Below are 15,672 nucleotides of genomic sequence, written 5' to 3'. Positions count from 1 at the left end.
CATGGCCAAGATCCTCACCCTTACCCTCAACCCGGCGCTGGACCTGACCATCGAACTCGACAGCCTGCGCGCAGGCGCGGTCAACCGCAGCCAGGCCCAGCACAGCCATGCCGCCGGCAAAGGCCTGAACGTCGCCCAGGTGCTGAACGATTTGGGCCACAGCGTCACCGTGGGCGGCTTTCTGGGCCAGGACAACCTGCAAGCTTTCGAGGCGCTGATCGAATGGCGCGGTTTCGCCGACTGCTTCGTGCGTGTGCCGGGCGAGACCCGCAGCAACATCAAGCTGGTCGAGGCCGATGGCCGGGTCACCGATATCAACGGCCTCGGCCCGCAGGTGGACGAGGCTGCGCGCAGCGCACTGCTGCGCCGGCTGGAGCAGATTGCCCCGGGCCATGACGCCGTAGTGGTGGCCGGCAGCCTGCCCCGCGGGGTCGGCCCCGAGTGGCTGCGCAAACTGCTGCAGCGGCTCAAGGCCCTGGGCCTGAAGGTGGCCCTGGACAGCAGCGGCGAAGCCCTGCGTGCGGGCCTTGAGGCCGCACCATGGTTGGTCAAACCCAATACCGAAGAGCTGGGCGAGGTGCTCGGCCTGCCTGTGGATAACCCGGCCCGGCAGCGCGCCGCCGCCGAGCAGTTGCTGGCCAGCGGCGTCGAGCATGTGGTGGTGTCCGAGGGCGAGCACGGTGTGCGCTGGTTCGCCAAAGGCCTGGCGCTGCACGCCCAGCCGCCAAAAGTGCGCATCGCCAGCACCGTCGGCGCCGGTGATTCACTGGTGGCCGGCATGCTCCATGGCTTGCTGCTGGGCGAGGCACCCGCCGCCACCCTGCGCCGTGCCACCGCCATCGCCGCCCAGGCCGTCACTCAGGTCGGCTTCGGCATCCGCGACCGCGAGCAGCTGGCGCGCTTCGAAGCCTCCGTGCAACTGACAGAACTAAAACAACAAGAGGGCCGCTGATGAACATTGCCATTGTCACCGCCTGCCCTAACGGCCAGGTGTCCAGCGTGCTCAGCGCACGCCTGCTGGCAGCCGCTGCGCAGCGCCGCGGCTGGAGCACCAGCGTCGAGGTGCAGGACGCCGAGCACCCCGAGCGCCAACTGAGCGCCGAGCAGATCGCCGAGGCCGACTGGGTGCTGGTGGTCAGCACCGGGCCGGTGGACCTTTCGCGCTTCGCCGGCAAGCGCCTGTACCAGAGCACCCCGGCCCAGGCCCTGGCCGACCGCGAGGGCTTCCTCGACCAAGCGGCCGCCAGCGCCCAGGTGCTGCAGGATGTCGCCGCCGTGGCTGCGAGCAAGTTGGTGAAGATCGTCGCGGTCACCGCCTGCCCGACCGGTGTGGCCCACACCTTCATGGCCGCCGAGGCCTTGCAGCAGGCCGCTATCGCACAGGGTTACCAGCTCACCGTGGAGACCCAGGGCTCGGTGGGCGCGCGCAACCCGTTGCCGGCCGAGGCCATCGCCGAGGCCGACGTGGTGCTGCTGGCCGCCGACATCGAAGTGCCCACCGCGCGTTTTGCCGGCAAGCGCATCTACCGCTGCGGCACCGGCATCGCCCTCAAGCAGGCCCGCGCCACGCTGGACAAGGCCCTGGCCGAGGGCAAGGTCGAAAGTGCCGTTGATGCCGCCAGCACTGCGCCGAAAACCGAGAAGACCGGGGTGTACAAGCACCTGCTGACCGGTGTGTCGTTCATGCTGCCGATGGTGGTGGCCGGCGGCCTGCTGATCGCCCTGTCGTTCGTGTTCGGCATCGAAGCGTACAAAGAGGCCGGCACGCTGCCGGCCGCGCTGATGCAGATCGGCGGCGAGGCGGCGTTCAAGCTGATGGTGCCGCTGCTGGCCGGCTACATCGCCTGGTCCATCGCCGACCGCCCGGGGCTGGCCCCGGGGATGATCGGCGGGCTGTTGGCCGGCACCCTCGGTGCAGGGTTCATCGGCGGTATCGTCGCGGGCTTTCTGGCCGGCTACAGCGCCAAGTCCATTGCCCGCTGGGTGCGCCTGCCCAGCAGCCTGGAGGCGCTCAAGCCGATCCTGATCATCCCGCTGGTGGCCAGCCTGTTCACAGGTTTGGTGATGATCTACGTGGTCGGCCAGCCGGTGGCGGCCATGCTGGTGGGGCTGACGCACTTTCTCGACAGCATGGGGACCACCAACGCCATTCTGCTCGGGCTGCTGCTGGGCGGCATGATGTGCGTCGACCTGGGCGGGCCGATCAACAAGGCCGCCTATGCGTTCTCGGTGGGGTTGCTCGCGTCATCCAGCTACGCGCCGATGGCGGCGACCATGGCCGCCGGCATGGTGCCGCCGATCGGCCTGGGCATTGCCACTTTCATTGCCCGGCGCAAGTTCGCCCAGAGCGAGCGCGAGGCCGGCAAGGCGGCGCTGGCGCTGGGGTTGTGCTTCATTTCCGAGGGGGCCATCCCGTTCGCCGCCAAGGACCCGCTGCGGGTGATACCGGCCAGCATCGCCGGCGGCGCGCTGACCGGCGCGCTGTCGATGTATTTTGGCTGCAAGCTGATGGCGCCCCATGGCGGGCTGTTCGTGCTGCTGATCCCCAACGCCATCAACCATGCGCTGCTGTACCTGCTGGCGATCCTCGCCGGCAGCCTGGTGACGGCGGTGGTGTATGCGGTTATCAAGAGGGGCGAGCAGGTGGAGCTGGCCGTGGCGCCGGTTAAGGGCTAATCCATTGCACGCCCCCTTGTAGGAGCGGCACAAGGCCGCTCCTACAGGTCAGGTTCTACCCTTGCCCCGCAGCGGCTTGAGCAAGTCCCCCAGGCCGTTGTGGTCGATCTCGTGCATCAATGCCAGCAACCCGCCCAGCTCCCCGGGCGGGAAGCCCTTGCGCGCGAACCAGGCCAGGTAGTCGCCGGGCAGGTCGGCGATCAGCCGGCCCTGGTATTTGCCGAAGGGCATGGTGCGGGTAACCAGCAGTTGCAGGGATTCAGGTTTCATCGGGCGACGGCCTTGGGCAGGTGAAGCGCGGACCTTACTGCAATCTGCACGAAGGCCCAAGCGGCGATCATGCAGAACGCCGGGTGGGGTGAACCTTGAATGATTTATAAGATATTGATTTATATAGAATAATTTATTTCGTCTGGCTTGGCACGAAGCCTGCTCCTTTCAAAGGGACTTCCACCTGCCAAGGAGTTTTGCCATGAGCAACCCCAACAAAGACGTGATCGACGTACTCAACGACCTCATCGAGTACAGCAAGGATGGTGAGAAAGGCTTCAAGACCTCGGCCGAAGATGTGAAAAACCCTGAACTGAAGGCGTTCTTCGTGCAGCGCGCCGGCGAATGCGCCAATGCCGCCGCCGAGCTGCAGAGCGAAGTGCGCCGCCTGGGTGGCGACCCGGAAACCAGCACCAGCATCAGTGGCGACCTGCACCGTGGCTGGGTCAACCTCAAGTCGATGGTCACCGGCAAGGATGAAGAAGCGGTGCTCAACGAGGTGGAGCGCGGCGAGGATCACGCCCTGAAAGCCTACAAGGATGGCCGCGAGAAGCTGGTCAAACTGGGCCGCAGCGCCAGTGACCAGACCTACGCGCTGGTGGAAAAACAGCTGCAAGGCGTGCAGCGCAACCATGACCAGGTCAAAGCACTGCGCAACGCTGCCCGCGCGCGGTCCTGAGTCACGCAGCGCTACCCGCTACTAACTGTGGGAGCGGCCTCGTGTCGCGATGGGCTGCGCAGCAGCCCCAGGATCTCAGGCTCTTGCAAAATTGTCGGGGCTGCTACGCAGCCCATCGCGACACGAGGCCGCTTCCCACAGGTTTTGTGATGGGCTTGGATATTCGTGCAAGCAAGCCTTGCTACCCCTCCGGCCCTTCAACCCGGTTACGCCCCTTGGCCTTGGCCCGATACAGCGCCTCGTCTGCATCCCCCAGCAGACGCGTCAGGTCCTGCCGGGTGCCGGGTATATGCAGGCCAATCCCCACACTCACCGTCACCGAGCGCTCATCCCCGGCAAACGGCGGCATCGCCTCGACACTGGCACGTATACGCTCGGCCAGCAGCAGCGCGCCGGCAAGCTCGGTCTCCGGCAGCACCACCTGGAACTCCTCACCGCCATAACGCGCCGCCAAATCTGCCGGGCGGCGGATGCATTGCTCGATGGTCTTGGCCACTTCACGCAGCACATGATCGCCCCCGGCATGGCCGTGGCGTTGGTTGAACGCCTTGAACAGGTCCACATCCACCATCAGCACCGCCAGCGGCTTGCGGTTGCGCTGGGCGCGGGCCCATTCCAGGCGCAGCACCTGGTCGAGCCGGCGGCGGTTGGCCAGGCCCGTGAGGCTGTCGGTGGCGGCCAGGGTCGCCAGGCCCTGCTCGGCCTCGTGGCGGCGGCGCAGTTCGCGGCCCAGCAGCAAGGTCAGCCAGAGGATGCCGATGCACAGCACGCCGGTGGCCACGCTGACCAGCAGCGCGGTGCGCCGCCAGGCCTGGTACACCTCGTCGGAGGAATGTACCACCAGCACGATCAGCGGCAGGTCGGCGACCCGGGCGAAGGTGTACATGCGCTGGCTGTTGTAGGTGGCCGAATGGGCGGTAAAGCTACCTGCGCGGTCGTCGAGGATGCGCTTGAAGTTGGGGAATTCGGCGAAGTTGGTGCCAATCAGCGGGTCTTGCGGGCGGGTAGGCTGGCGCGCCAGCAACTGGCCGTCGGTGTTGAGCAGGTTGATGCTGCTGTCCTCGCCGATGTCCAGGCGCTCGAACAGCTGGTTGAAGTACGACAGGCGCAGGGCACCGGCGGCCAGGCCGATGAACTCGCCGTCGTGCCCGGAAATGCGCCGGCTGAAGCTGATGCACCAGTCCAGGTTGCCCAGGCGCGCCTTGAACGGCGGGCTGATCAAAAGGCCGAGCCCAGGGCGGTCGCGGTGCGCCTGGAAGGGTATGGTGTCGGCAAAATTGGCCTGGCGCGGCACCGCGCTGGTGGAGTCGCCGACCACATCGCCCTTGGCGTCGAGCCAAAGGATGTCGCCGCGCACCGGGGCAGAGAAGGCCTGGTTGAACAATATCTGCTGGCGCAGCTTGGGCGTTACCTTGAGCAGCTCCGGGTGCTGCACCGCCCAGATCACCCCCTTGAGCGATTGGTCGTACAGCTCGACGTTGCGCAAAATGTCGCTTTCGATCAGCTGGACGATGTTGCCGGACGAGCGAATGGCCGCCTGTTCGACGCTGTCGCGCTCGCGCGCCAGCAGGAAGGTGACGATGGCCAGGATGGCGAGCACGGCGAGGCAACTGCTCAGGTTCAGGACCAGTTCCGGGTGTGACTTGTACAGGGCAGAACGTGGTGATCGGGAGAGTGACGTCATGCTCGCTACTGCATAAGCCCCAGAATCCATGGGGGATGGGCCATAAAGCGGCGGCAATATGATAGGGAAGCTGCGATTGTCGGACAAGAATTATGCGAAGTTGTCCGACGGAAATGATCGCGGGGCAAGCCCGCTCCCACGGACTGCGTGGGAGCGGGCTTGCCCCGCGATGGGCGCTAAACGGCTTTAAACGCTCAGAACACGTTCACCGGGTAATCGACGATCACCCGCAGTTCGTCGTTGTCGTCCACTTCCGAATAACCCTGGCCTGCGCGGTGAGTGGCGTAGCGCACCAGCACCGAGAGGTCCTTCAGCTCGCCTTCCTGGAACACGTACTTGATGTCCAGGTCGCGTTCCCAGTGCTTGGCGTTCTTGCCGTCGGCGTTGTAGTAGTCGTAGCCGGGCGAGTTCTGCGCAGCCTTGGTCAGGTCGGCCTCACCGCGCGAGTACGACAGCGAGCTGGTCAGGCCCGGCACGCCGAAGCCTGCGAAGTCGTAGTCGTACTGCAGCTTCCACGAACGCTCGTTGGGCGCGTTGAAGTCCGAGTACATGCGCGAGTTGTCCAGGTAGATGCTGTCACCCAGGTTGATGTAGTCGAACGGCGTGTTGCCGTTGACCCGCTGGTAGGCGGCGGTGACGCTGTGGTACCCGGCGGCGACGGTGAAGTGCACGCTGTAGGTGTTGTTGTCGATCTTGCCCAGCAACGACTGGCCGGTGTCTTGGGTGTGGTAGAAGTGCACGCCCGGGTTCAGGCTGACCAGGTCATTGACCACGTAGGTGTAGTCGAAGTCGGCGTAGTACTGGTTCCAGATATCCTTCAGCTCGGCGGCGTACAGGTTGGCCGTGATGTTCTCGCTGCCGCTCCAGGAGGCGCCGGCCCAGTTCAGGTGCTTGCTCTTCTGGCCGTCCAGGTCACCGTAGTAGGTGTCGATGCGGCGGTGGCCGCTCTGGTTGTACGGCTTGGTGAAGCTGACCTGGCCGCCTTCGAGCATCAGCCCGTCGATGCTGTTGTTGGTCAGCGCAAAACCGCGGAAGGTCTGCGGCAGCATGCGGGTTTCGCCACCGGCGATTACCGGGTTGGTGAGGAACAGATCACCGGCCTTGAGCTCGGTGTCAAAGCCCTTGAGCTTGATCGCGCCACCGGCGGTGGAGAACGCATGGCGCGACTTGTCCCCTGGCTCGCTCGGCAAGATCGACGTACCGGCATGGCCGCTGCCGCCGTCGAGCTTGAGGCCGAGCATGGCGTGGGCATCCAGGCCAAAGCCGATGGTGCCGGGGGTGTAGCCCGACTCGAAGCGCGCCACGGCGCCCTGGCCCCACTCGCGCTTGTCACGCACGCCGGCGTTGCGCTCGTTGCGGTTGAAGTAGGCGTTACGGAAATTCAAATTGAGGGTGGAACCTTCGATGAAGCCATCAGCCTTGTCTTCATCGGCCTGTGCGGCCACAGGCATCGTTGCAGCCAATGCAACGAACAACGGGGTAAAACGGAACGCGTAAGGCACCGGGACAAGCTCCTTTGGTCTGGCGGTGGGGCAGTTTTTATTGTCGTTTCTGCAAGTTTCTTATTAGAGACGCAGCAGCCGGGCTGATATTTTCGACACATAAAAAAAGCCGCTGATCGGCAGCGGCTTTAAAAGGCTAACATATCAACACGGGCAGTGCCCATGGCGTAGCCAAGGGAAAACTTGAAACCGGGCAACAGCCGATCAGCTATCGGCATTGCCGTCGGCTTGAACCTTGGAAGCGGTCTGCTGTGCGTCTTTGCCAGCATCGGCTGGTTGTGCGGCAAAGGCTTGGCGAGCCTCTTGGTGAACCGCGGAAAGTTCGGCGTTACGGGCGACGAAGGCCGGCGATTCTTCAGCCATGGCCAGGGGCGACAACAACAGGGACGACAGGACGAATACGCTGGCAACACCCATACTGTTGGACATTTGATGCAACCTTCTTGCGGGGCAAGTGCTAATGGAGACAGGGCGTAAGTTAGCCCCCTAAACAGCCGGGAAACAGAGGCTGTTTGGATAAGCACTGTTGCGCAAAAAGTAATTATCCTGGCGAGAACCCCCTGATATTTATCGCAAACCCGCGTAGTTGACGCTCGGCAGGCTGATGCCGAAGGTGTTGGCGCCGCCCTCGCTGCGCACGAAAACGCTGCCGCCGTGCATCAAGGCGATGGCTTTGACGATGGCCAGCCCCAGCCCGTGGTTGTTGCCGCCGCTGTTGGCGCGGGCGGCATCCACCCGATAGAAGCGCTCGAACAGCAAGGCCAGGTGCTCCTCGGCAATGCCCGGCCCCGGGTTGCTCACGGCGATGCTCACCTGCCGGCCGTGGGTTTCGATGCGCACCTGGATCAGCGCCTGCGGTGCGCTGTGCTGCACGGCGTTGTTCAGCAGGTTGATCAGCGCCCGGCGCAGTTGCGCCTTTTCGATCAGCGCCTGGGCGTCACCGCTGACCTGCACCTGCACCTGGGCGTCCTCGAGGATGTAGTCCAGATAGTCCAGGGTGGTGGCCACTTCACCGGCCAACGAGGCGACGCTCAGGGCGGTGGCCTTGCTGCCCTGGTCGGCGCTGGCCAGGAACAGCATGTCGTTGATGATGCTGCGCAGGCGCTCCAGCTCTTCGAGGTTCGATTGCAGCACCTCGAAGTAGTGCTCGGCGCTGCGCCCGCGGGTCAGTGCCACTTGGGTCTGGCCGATCAGGTTGGTCAGTGGCGAGCGCAGCTCGTGGGCCACGTCGGCGTTGAAGGCTTCCAGTTGCGAATAGGCCTGGCTGACCCGTTCCAGCGCTGCGTTGAAGGCCCCGGCGAACTGCGCCAGCTCCGGTGGCAGGTGCTGGGTTTGCAGGCGCCCGTCCAGGCGCGGCGGCGCCAGTTGCTGGGCTTCGTCCGACAGCGCCTGCAACGGCTTGAGGCCGACGCGCGCCACCCAGTAGCCCAGCAGCGAGGCCAGCAGCACACCCAGCGCCGCCAGGCCGACGATGGCCACCAGCAGGCTGTGCTGGGCCTGCCAGAAAGTCTCGGTGTCGATGCCGATCAGAAAGCGCAGCGCCGGGCGCTCGCCCAGTGCCGGCAGCTCGCTGACCAGCACCTTGTACGGGTAGGGGTGTTCGGGCAGGCGCAGGTCGCGCATGCCTGGCGGGCCCTCGGCGAAGGCGCGCACCAGCTCGCTGGGGTGGCCGTACTCGAAGGCCGGGTCGCTGCCTACCGCCCAGAAGCGGATGCGCCGGTCTTCTTCGGCCAGCAGGTTGAGCTTGTTATGAATCTTGGCCCAGTGCTCGGCGGTACCGTAGCGGTTCAGCGCCGACTCCAGCACGCTGAAGCGTGCATCCAGTTCGGCCTGGGGCAGCAAGTCGAGGCTGCGGTCGACCTGGCGGTACAGGGCGCTGCCGATCAGCACGAACACCGCCAGGGCAACCAGGGTGAACAGCAGTGACAGGCGCAGGGCGATGGAATTGCCCGGTTTCATGGGAAGGCCCATCCCCTGTAGGAGCCGGCTTGCCGGCTCTCATAGAACAAACTACAACTCATTGATTTAACGCGGTCTCTGTGGGAAGCGGCCTTGTGTCGCGATGGGGCGCGAAGCGGCCCCAAGGCCTCGGCCGCATGCAAAATTGCCGGGGCTGCTGCGCAGCCCATCTCGACCGGACGGCGCCCCGGCGAGGCTGCTTCCCATAGGGGGGCGTGGCGCATCTGCGAGAGCTGTTCTCTGCGCGACAGCGCAGCCCGAAGGTCTGGGTGATCTCCTATAGGAGAATTGGCGTCAGGCACGGTTTTCCAGGACATAGCCCATCCCCCGGATGGTGTGCAGCAGCTTGTTGTCGAACGGCCCGTCGAGCTTGGCGCGCAGGCGCTTGATGGCCACCTCCACCACATTGGCATCGCTGTCGAAGTTGATGTCCCAGACCAGCTCGGCAATAGCCGTCTTGGACAATATCTCGCCCTGGCGGCGGGCCAGTACGCTGAGCAGCGAGAACTCCTTGGCGGTCAGCTCCAGGCGCTGGCCTGCGCGGGTGGCCTTGCGCGCCATCAGGTCGATCCACAAGTCCGCCACCTGAACCTGCAACGGCTCGTGGCTGGCACTGCGCCGGGTCAGGGCCTGCAGGCGGGCGACCAGTTCGAGGAACGAGAACGGCTTGCCCAGGTAGTCGTCGGCGCCTTCGCGCAGGCCGTGGATGCGGTCCTCGACCCGCTCGCGGGCGGTGAGCATGATCACCGGGGTCTGCTTGCGCGCGCGCAGTGCGCGCAGCACGCCGTAGCCGTCCAGCCCCGGCAGCATCACGTCGAGCACGATCACTGCGTAGTCGCCTTCGAGCGCCAGGTGCAGGCCGTCGATACCGTCCCGCGCCAGGTCCACGGTGAAGCCTTGCTCACTGAGGCCGCGATGCAGGTAGTCGGCGGTTTTTTCTTCGTCTTCGATGATCAGCACACGCATGGTCTTGCCTCAACTGGCGGTCGGCGCGGGGGCGGTAATGGCCCGGCGGCGGTGGAACAGGCGCTCCAGGGCCAAGTATATGACCGGGGTGGTGAACAGCGTCAGCGCCTGGCTGACCAGCAGCCCACCGACCACCGCGATACCCAGCGGCTGGCGCAGCTCGGCGCCGGCGCCGAAGCCGAACATCAGCGGCACCGCGCCGAGCAGCGCGGCCAGGGTGGTCATGATGATCGGGCGAAAACGCACCAGGCACGCCTGGTGAATCGCCTGTTCCGGGGGCATGCCGTGGTGGCGCTGGGCTTCCAGGGCGAAGTCGATCAGCAGGATGCCGTTCTTCTTGACGATACCGATCAGCAGCACCACGCCGATCAGCCCCATGATGGTGAAGTCCTGGCCCATGGCCCACAGCAGTATCAGCGCGCCCAGGCCCGCCGAGGGCAGGGTGGAAATGATGGTCAGCGGGTGCACGAAGCTCTCGTAGAGCACGCCGAGGATGATGTACACCGCCACCAGCGCGGCCAGGATCAGCCACGGCTGGCTGGCCAGCGAGCTCTGGAATGCCTGCGCTGCGCCCTGGAAGTTGCCGGCGATCGAATCAGGCATGCCCAGCTCGCGCTGGGTGCGTTCGAGTATTTGCACCGCATCGCCCAGGGCCACGCCCGGGGCCAGGTTGAACGACAGGTTGGCAGCCGGGAACAACCCGTCATGGCTGATCGACAGCGGCCCGGTGCTGGGCGCGGCAACATGCGCCAGGGCCGACAGCGGCACCATCTCGCCCGACAGCGGCGAGCGCAGGTAGAAGTAGTTGAGGCTTTCGGCCTTGCCGCGTTGGCGGGCGTCCAGTTCGAGAATCACCTTGTACTGGTTGGTCTCGGTCTGGAACTCGCTGATCTGCCGCTGGCCGAAGGCATCGTACAGCGCCTGGTCGACATCGGTGGTGGTCAGGCCGAAGCGCGCCGCAGCCTGGCGGTCGATGTCGATGCGCGTGACGCTGGCGCCCAGTTGCAGGTCGTTGGACAGGTCGCGAAGCGCCGGGTTTTGCCGCAGCTTGTCGGTCAGGCGCTGGGTCCACAGGTTCAGCGCCACCCCGTCGTTGCTCTTGAGCACGTACTGGTACTGGGTGCGTGACGGGCCGGAGCTCAGGTTGATGTCCTGCCCGGCGCGCAGGTACAAGACGATACCCGGCACCTGGGCCAGCTTGCTGCGCATGCGGTCGATCCATTCGCTGGCCGACACGTCGCGCTCGCCGCGTGGCTTGAGGGCGATCCAGAAGCGGCCGTTGGCGATGGTCTGGTTGCTGCCGGTGACCCCCACCGAATGGGAGAACGCACGCACCGCCGGGTCCGCCTCGATAATCCTGGCCAGGGCCTGGTGCTTCTCGATCATCGCCGGGTACGACACATCCGCTGCCGCCTCGCTGGTGCCGAGGATGAACCCGGTATCCTGCAGCGGGAAGAAGCCTTTGGGGATGCCGATATAACCTGCCACCGCCAGGGCCAGGGTGATGCCGAACACACCCAGGGTGATGCGCTGGTGCGCCAGGGCCTTGTTCAGGCCCTTTTCGTACCAGCGCACCAGGCGCTGGCCCGGGCCGTCTTGCTGCTCATGGGGCGGCTTGCGCATGAACAGCGCGCACAGGGTTGGCGCAAGCGTCAGCGACACCACCACCGAAATCAGGATGGTCGCGGTGGCGGTCAGGGCGAATTCCTTGAACAGCCGGCCGACCACGCCGCCCATGAACAATAGCGGAATGAATGCTGCGATCAGCGAGAAGCTGATCGACACCACGGTGAAGCCGATTTCGCCGGCGCCCTTCAGCGCGGCGGTACGGCTGTCGTCGCCGGCCTCGAGGTGGCGGTGGATGTTCTCCACCACCACGATGGCATCGTCCACCACAAAGCCCACGGAAATGACGATGGCCACCAGGGTGAGGTTGTTCAGGCTGAAGCCCAGCACGTACATCAGCGCGCAGCTGGCGATCAGCGACACCCCCAGCACGCTGGACACCACCAGGGTTGCCGACCACTGGCGCAGGAACAGCGCCATTACCCCGATCACCAGCACCACGGCGATCATCAAGGTCAGCTCCACCTCGTGCAGCGAGGCGCGGATGGTTTGCGTGCGGTCCTGCAGCACCGACACCTCGATGGCGCTCGGCAGCATGCCCTGCAAGCGCGGCAGCTCTGCCATCACCCGGTCGACGGTGTCGACGATGTTGGCCCCCGGCTGGCGGAAGATCACCAGGTTGAGCCCCGGCTGCTCACCGGACCAGGCCTTGACGTAGGCGTTCTCGGCGCCGTCCACCACCTTGGCCACATCGCTCAGGTGCACCGGCGCGCCGTTGCGGTAGCTGACGATCAGCCGGGCGTAGTCCTCGGGGTGGAACAACTGGTCGTTGGCGGCGATGGTCGACACGCTGTGCTCGCCATACAGCGCGCCCTTGGCCAGGTTCAGGCTGGTTTGCTGGATGGCCTGGCGGATGTCGGCCAGGGTCAGGCCGATGGCGGCGAGTTTCTCGGGTTGCGCCTGCACGCGGATGGCCGGGCGCAGCTGCCCGGTGATGTTGATCAGGCCGACCCCGTCGATCTGGCTGAGCTGGCGCGCAAGCAAGGTTTCGGCGTAGTCGCTGAGCTGGTTGCCGGGCATCTGCGCCGAGCTTACGGTGAGGATCAGCACCGGGCTGTCGGCCGGGTTGACCTTGCGCCAGGTCGGCGGGCTGGGCAGGTCCTGGGGCAGGCGCGCGGTGGCGGTGTTGATCGCCGCCTGCACTTCTTGCGCGGCGGTGTCGATGTTCTTGTCGAGGGTGAACTGCAAGGTCAGGTTGGTCGAGCCCAGGGCGCTGCTGCTGGTCATCTGGGTCATGCCGGGGATGGCGCTGAACTGCACCTCAAGCGGGGTGGCCACCGACGAGGCCATGGTCTCGGGGCTGGCGCCGGGCAGTTGCGCGGTCACCTGAATGGTCGGGAAGTCCGCCTCGGGCAGCGGCGCCACCGGCAGGCGCGGGAAGGCGATGGCGCCCAGCAGCACCAGGGCGAAGGTCAGCAGCAGGGTGGCGATGGGGTGGTCGATGCACCAGGCCGAGACGCCGTTGCGGGTGTTCATGGCTTCGGCTCCGTGGTGGCTGCGCTGGCGCTATCGCGGGGCAAGCCCGCTCCCACGCTGGCATCTGCGGCAGTGCAGTTTTCGCTGGCCTCCACCCGGCTTCCCGGCTTGAGCCGCGACTGCCCGTCGAGCACCAGGCAATCCCCGGCGTTCACCCCGGCAATCACGTTCAGCGCGCTGTCCTGGTACAGCACCTTCACCGCCACGCTGGTGACCTTGTCGCCGTCCAGCCGGTAGACGAAGTGCCCGTCGATGCTGCGTTGCACCACCGGCGGCGGCACCACCAGGGCGTTCTGGTCCACGGCGGTGAGCAGGCGCACGGTCACCAACTGGCCGGGCCACAGATGGCCGTCCTTGTTGTCGAACTCGGCTTTTACCCGCACCGTGCCGGTGTTGGCCGACACCTGGTTGTCGATCAATGCCAGGTGGCCCTTGCCCAGCAGGCTACGCTCGCCGTCGGCATCCATGAACGCCTCCACTTCGGCGGGCGTGGCGGCTTCGAGCAGTTTGTGCAGGGTCGGCAGGTTCTGCTGGGGCAGGGAGAATTCCACGGCAATCGGGTCAATCTGGGTGACGCTGAACAGGCCCTGGGTGTCGCTGGTGCGCACCAGGTTGCCCGGGTCGACGTTGCGGATGCCCACCCGGCCGCTCACCGGTGAGCGGATCTGCGTGTAGCTCAGTTGTACCGCGGTGTTGTCGATGGCCGCCTGGTTGCCGGTGATGGTGGCCTGTAATTGGTTCACCAATGCCTGCTGTTGGTCGAGGGTCTGCTTGGACACGCCGTCATCGCTGCTCAGCAACTGGTAGCGCTTGAGGTTGACCCGCGCCACCTGCAGTTGCGCCTGGGTCTGGCCAAGTTGCGCACGGGCCTGGTCCAGTTGCGCGCGGATTGCCCGGTCATCGAGGGTGGCCAGCAGGTCGCCCTGTTTGACCCATTGCCCTTCCTTGGCCAGCACCTGGGTCAGCACGCCTTCGACCTGCGGGCGCACCTCGACGCTGTGTTGCGACAGCACCGTGCCGATGGCACCCAGGTAGCGCGGCACGTCCTGCCGGGCCACGCCGACCACCCGCACCGGAATGGCCGCAGCGGGCTGGTGCGCATTCTGCTTGGCCGGGAGCAGCCACCAGGCGGTGGCGCCGAGGGCGACGATGAGCAGCAGGATCAGGGCTTTGCGGGGCAGGGGTCGGGTCATGTGGCGGTGGCCAGGTAAGGGGAAGGGACAGTGTCTTATAGCGCGCCGATCGGGTCGCCAGAGTGACCGCTGGCTGTCAGCGCTGTCAGTATTACAAGCGTTGAGGAAATTTCGCAGTTCGCTTGGGAAAGCGTTCCCTTGTGTTTGCTCCGTTTCGCCATGGACCGCCTTGCTGGCCACGGCATGATGACCCTCGTACCCGGCAGCCACCCCACGGTTGCCGTTGCACGAATCATCAAGGCGCAACGTGCGCAGCATCATAAAGGGAGCATCCATGAAAAAGGTAACCTTGAGCGGCCTGGCCGCCGCAGTGGCATTGTTGGGCGCAGCCCAGTTCGCACAGGCCAACGACGGCGAAATCAGCTTCGAAGGCACCATCATCAACAGCACTTGCGCCATCGAAGTGGGCAGTGGCACCGGCGGTGCCAAGGGCGTGGTCAAGCTCGGTGACGAAGTACCGGTGAGCAGCCTGGCCAAGGCCGGCGATGTGGCCGGTGGTGGCTCGTTCACCTTGCAGGTCGACGATACCGACCCAGGTTGTGACATCACCGGCAAGGCCGCCACCGTGACCTTCCTGCCGATCACCGGCTCCGCCGGCGCTGCCGGCCAGTGGCTGGCTCTGGAGCCGGTGACCGGTGCCGCCGGCAACGTGGCAGTGCAGTTGCGCGATTTCAGCGGTACCGAACTGCCGGTGTCCGAGCCGTCCGCCGAGTACGCCAACCTCAGCCAGCCGCTGCGCTTCACCGCCAACTACATCGCCACCGGCGCGGCCACCCCAGGCCCGGCCAACGCCAAGGCGCAGTTCACCGTGAACATCCAGTAAACCGGGCTGCAGCCGCGCCCTTTACAAGGCGTGGCTCACCTTGAAACTCACCTTCAAAGCAGGGGGCTGTGATGTTTCGCACTCATCCACACAGGTGGCTGGCCGGCGCGCTGCTGCTGGCGCTGCTGCCCGCGGCGCATGCAGGGGTGACCCTGAGCGGTACGCGCATCATCTTCGACGCCAGCAAGCGCGATGTGTCGATTACCGCCGGCAACGGCACCGACAAACCCTACGCCGTGCAGGCGTGGGTCAACACCGAGGACGACGACCACGCCATCAGTGCACCCTTCATCGCCACCCCGCCGTTGTTCCGGCTGGATGCCATGAAGGAGCAGATGGTGCGCATCGTACCGACCGCGCACAACCTGCCGACCGACCGCGAGTCGGTGTTCTACTTCAATGCCCAGGAAATTCCTGCGGCCAGCAACGAAGAAGGCAACACGCTGAAAATCGCCCTGCGTACGCGGATCAAACTGTTCTATCGGCCCAAGGGGCTACAGGGCAGCCTGCTGGAGGCACTGCCGCGGCTGGAGTGGGCCATCCGCCAGGAAGCCGGTGAGGCACGCCTGCAGGTGCACAACCCGACGCCCTTCCATGTTTCGTTCATCCACATCAAGGTGGCCGACGGCGGGCGCGACAGCGAAATCGACAAGCCGGTGATGGTGGCGCCGTTCTCTACCCGCCAGTACGCCATCGCCCCGCGCCTGGGCTGGACGCCGAACAGCGTCGAGTTCTCGGTGATCAACGACTACGGCGGCTACACCAAGCCCGAACGGGTAAGCCTTACCGCTACGCGCTGACTGGCGCCCGCCCTCTGA

13 protein-coding genes are annotated in these 15,672 nt (G+C 65.6%); 5 read left to right on the top strand and 8 right to left on the bottom strand.

Annotated elements, in window-relative coordinates:
• Position 1: 1 nt before the first annotated feature.
• Entirely contained in the window at positions 2-952 is a 951-nt protein-coding gene (gene pfkB, locus KSS93_RS25210) for a 1-phosphofructokinase (protein ID WP_217886459.1), read from the top strand.
• Entirely contained in the window at positions 952-2,676 is a 1,725-nt protein-coding gene (locus KSS93_RS25205) for a PTS fructose-like transporter subunit IIB (RefSeq protein WP_217886458.1), read from the top strand. Before pfkB ends, KSS93_RS25205 begins: the two co-directional genes overlap by 1 nt.
• 48 nt (positions 2,677-2,724) lie before the next feature.
• Here KSS93_RS25205 and KSS93_RS25200 read toward each other — a convergent pair whose 3' ends face one another.
• Positions 2,725-2,946 (bottom strand): DUF3820 family protein, encoded by a 222-nt coding sequence (locus KSS93_RS25200; RefSeq protein ID WP_217886457.1) that lies wholly within the window; start codon positions 2,944-2,946, stop codon positions 2,725-2,727.
• 202 nt (positions 2,947-3,148) lie between these two features.
• Here KSS93_RS25200 and KSS93_RS25195 point away from each other — a divergent pair, with 202 nt between their 5' ends.
• A complete protein-coding gene (locus KSS93_RS25195) occupies positions 3,149-3,625 on the top strand; it encodes a ferritin-like domain-containing protein (protein WP_217840288.1) in 477 nt (158 codons plus the stop codon).
• Between the two features lie 181 nt (positions 3,626-3,806).
• Here the strand turns inward: KSS93_RS25195 and KSS93_RS25190 are convergent, their stop codons facing one another.
• From KSS93_RS25190 to KSS93_RS25160, 7 genes are all read right to left on the bottom strand, one after another.
• Positions 3,807-5,309, bottom strand: coding sequence for a GGDEF domain-containing protein (locus KSS93_RS25190; protein WP_217886456.1), 1,503 nt, complete (start codon positions 5,307-5,309; stop codon positions 3,807-3,809).
• 194 nt (positions 5,310-5,503) lie between these two features.
• Positions 5,504-6,811 (bottom strand): OprD family porin, encoded by a 1,308-nt coding sequence (locus tag KSS93_RS25185; protein WP_217886455.1) that lies wholly within the window; start codon positions 6,809-6,811, stop codon positions 5,504-5,506.
• Positions 6,812-7,015: 204 nt separating this feature from the next.
• Positions 7,016-7,240, bottom strand: coding sequence for a hypothetical protein (locus KSS93_RS25180; protein WP_217886454.1), 225 nt, complete (start codon positions 7,238-7,240; stop codon positions 7,016-7,018).
• Positions 7,241-7,378: 138 nt separating this feature from the next.
• The gene (locus tag KSS93_RS25175) at positions 7,379-8,770 is read right to left on the bottom strand and encodes a heavy metal sensor histidine kinase (RefSeq protein ID WP_225917254.1); all 1,392 of its coding nucleotides are present in this window, start codon (positions 8,768-8,770) and stop codon (positions 7,379-7,381) included.
• A gap of 294 nt (positions 8,771-9,064) precedes the next feature.
• The gene (locus tag KSS93_RS25170) at positions 9,065-9,736 is read right to left on the bottom strand and encodes a heavy metal response regulator transcription factor (RefSeq protein ID WP_217886452.1); all 672 of its coding nucleotides are present in this window, start codon (positions 9,734-9,736) and stop codon (positions 9,065-9,067) included.
• A 9-nt stretch (positions 9,737-9,745) separates the two neighbouring features.
• Positions 9,746-12,838 carry a multidrug efflux RND transporter permease subunit gene (locus KSS93_RS25165; protein WP_217886451.1) on the bottom strand — a complete coding sequence of 1,031 codons (3,093 nt, stop codon included), beginning with the start codon at positions 12,836-12,838 and terminating at the stop codon, positions 9,746-9,748.
• A complete protein-coding gene (locus KSS93_RS25160) occupies positions 12,835-14,031 on the bottom strand; it encodes an efflux RND transporter periplasmic adaptor subunit (protein WP_217886450.1) in 1,197 nt (398 codons plus the stop codon). The genes KSS93_RS25165 and KSS93_RS25160 overlap by 4 nt, the downstream gene beginning before the upstream one ends.
• 274 nt (positions 14,032-14,305) lie before the next feature.
• Here KSS93_RS25160 and KSS93_RS25155 point away from each other — a divergent pair, with 274 nt between their 5' ends.
• Both KSS93_RS25155 and KSS93_RS25150 read left to right on the top strand, forming a co-directional pair.
• Positions 14,306-14,854 carry a fimbrial protein gene (locus tag KSS93_RS25155; protein WP_217886449.1) on the top strand — a complete coding sequence of 183 codons (549 nt, stop codon included), beginning with the start codon at positions 14,306-14,308 and terminating at the stop codon, positions 14,852-14,854.
• A 71-nt stretch (positions 14,855-14,925) separates the two neighbouring features.
• A complete protein-coding gene (locus KSS93_RS25150) occupies positions 14,926-15,654 on the top strand; it encodes a fimbrial biogenesis chaperone (RefSeq protein WP_217886448.1) in 729 nt (242 codons plus the stop codon).
• Positions 15,655-15,672: the final 18 nt, after the last annotated feature.

Origin of the sequence: Pseudomonas xanthosomatis (assembly GCF_019139835.1) — a bacterium.
GTDB lineage: Bacteria > Pseudomonadota > Gammaproteobacteria > Pseudomonadales > Pseudomonadaceae > Aquipseudomonas > Aquipseudomonas fakonensis.
The sequence above is the reverse complement of the archived record's forward strand: the minus strand, read 5'-3'. Positions and strand labels throughout refer to the sequence as shown.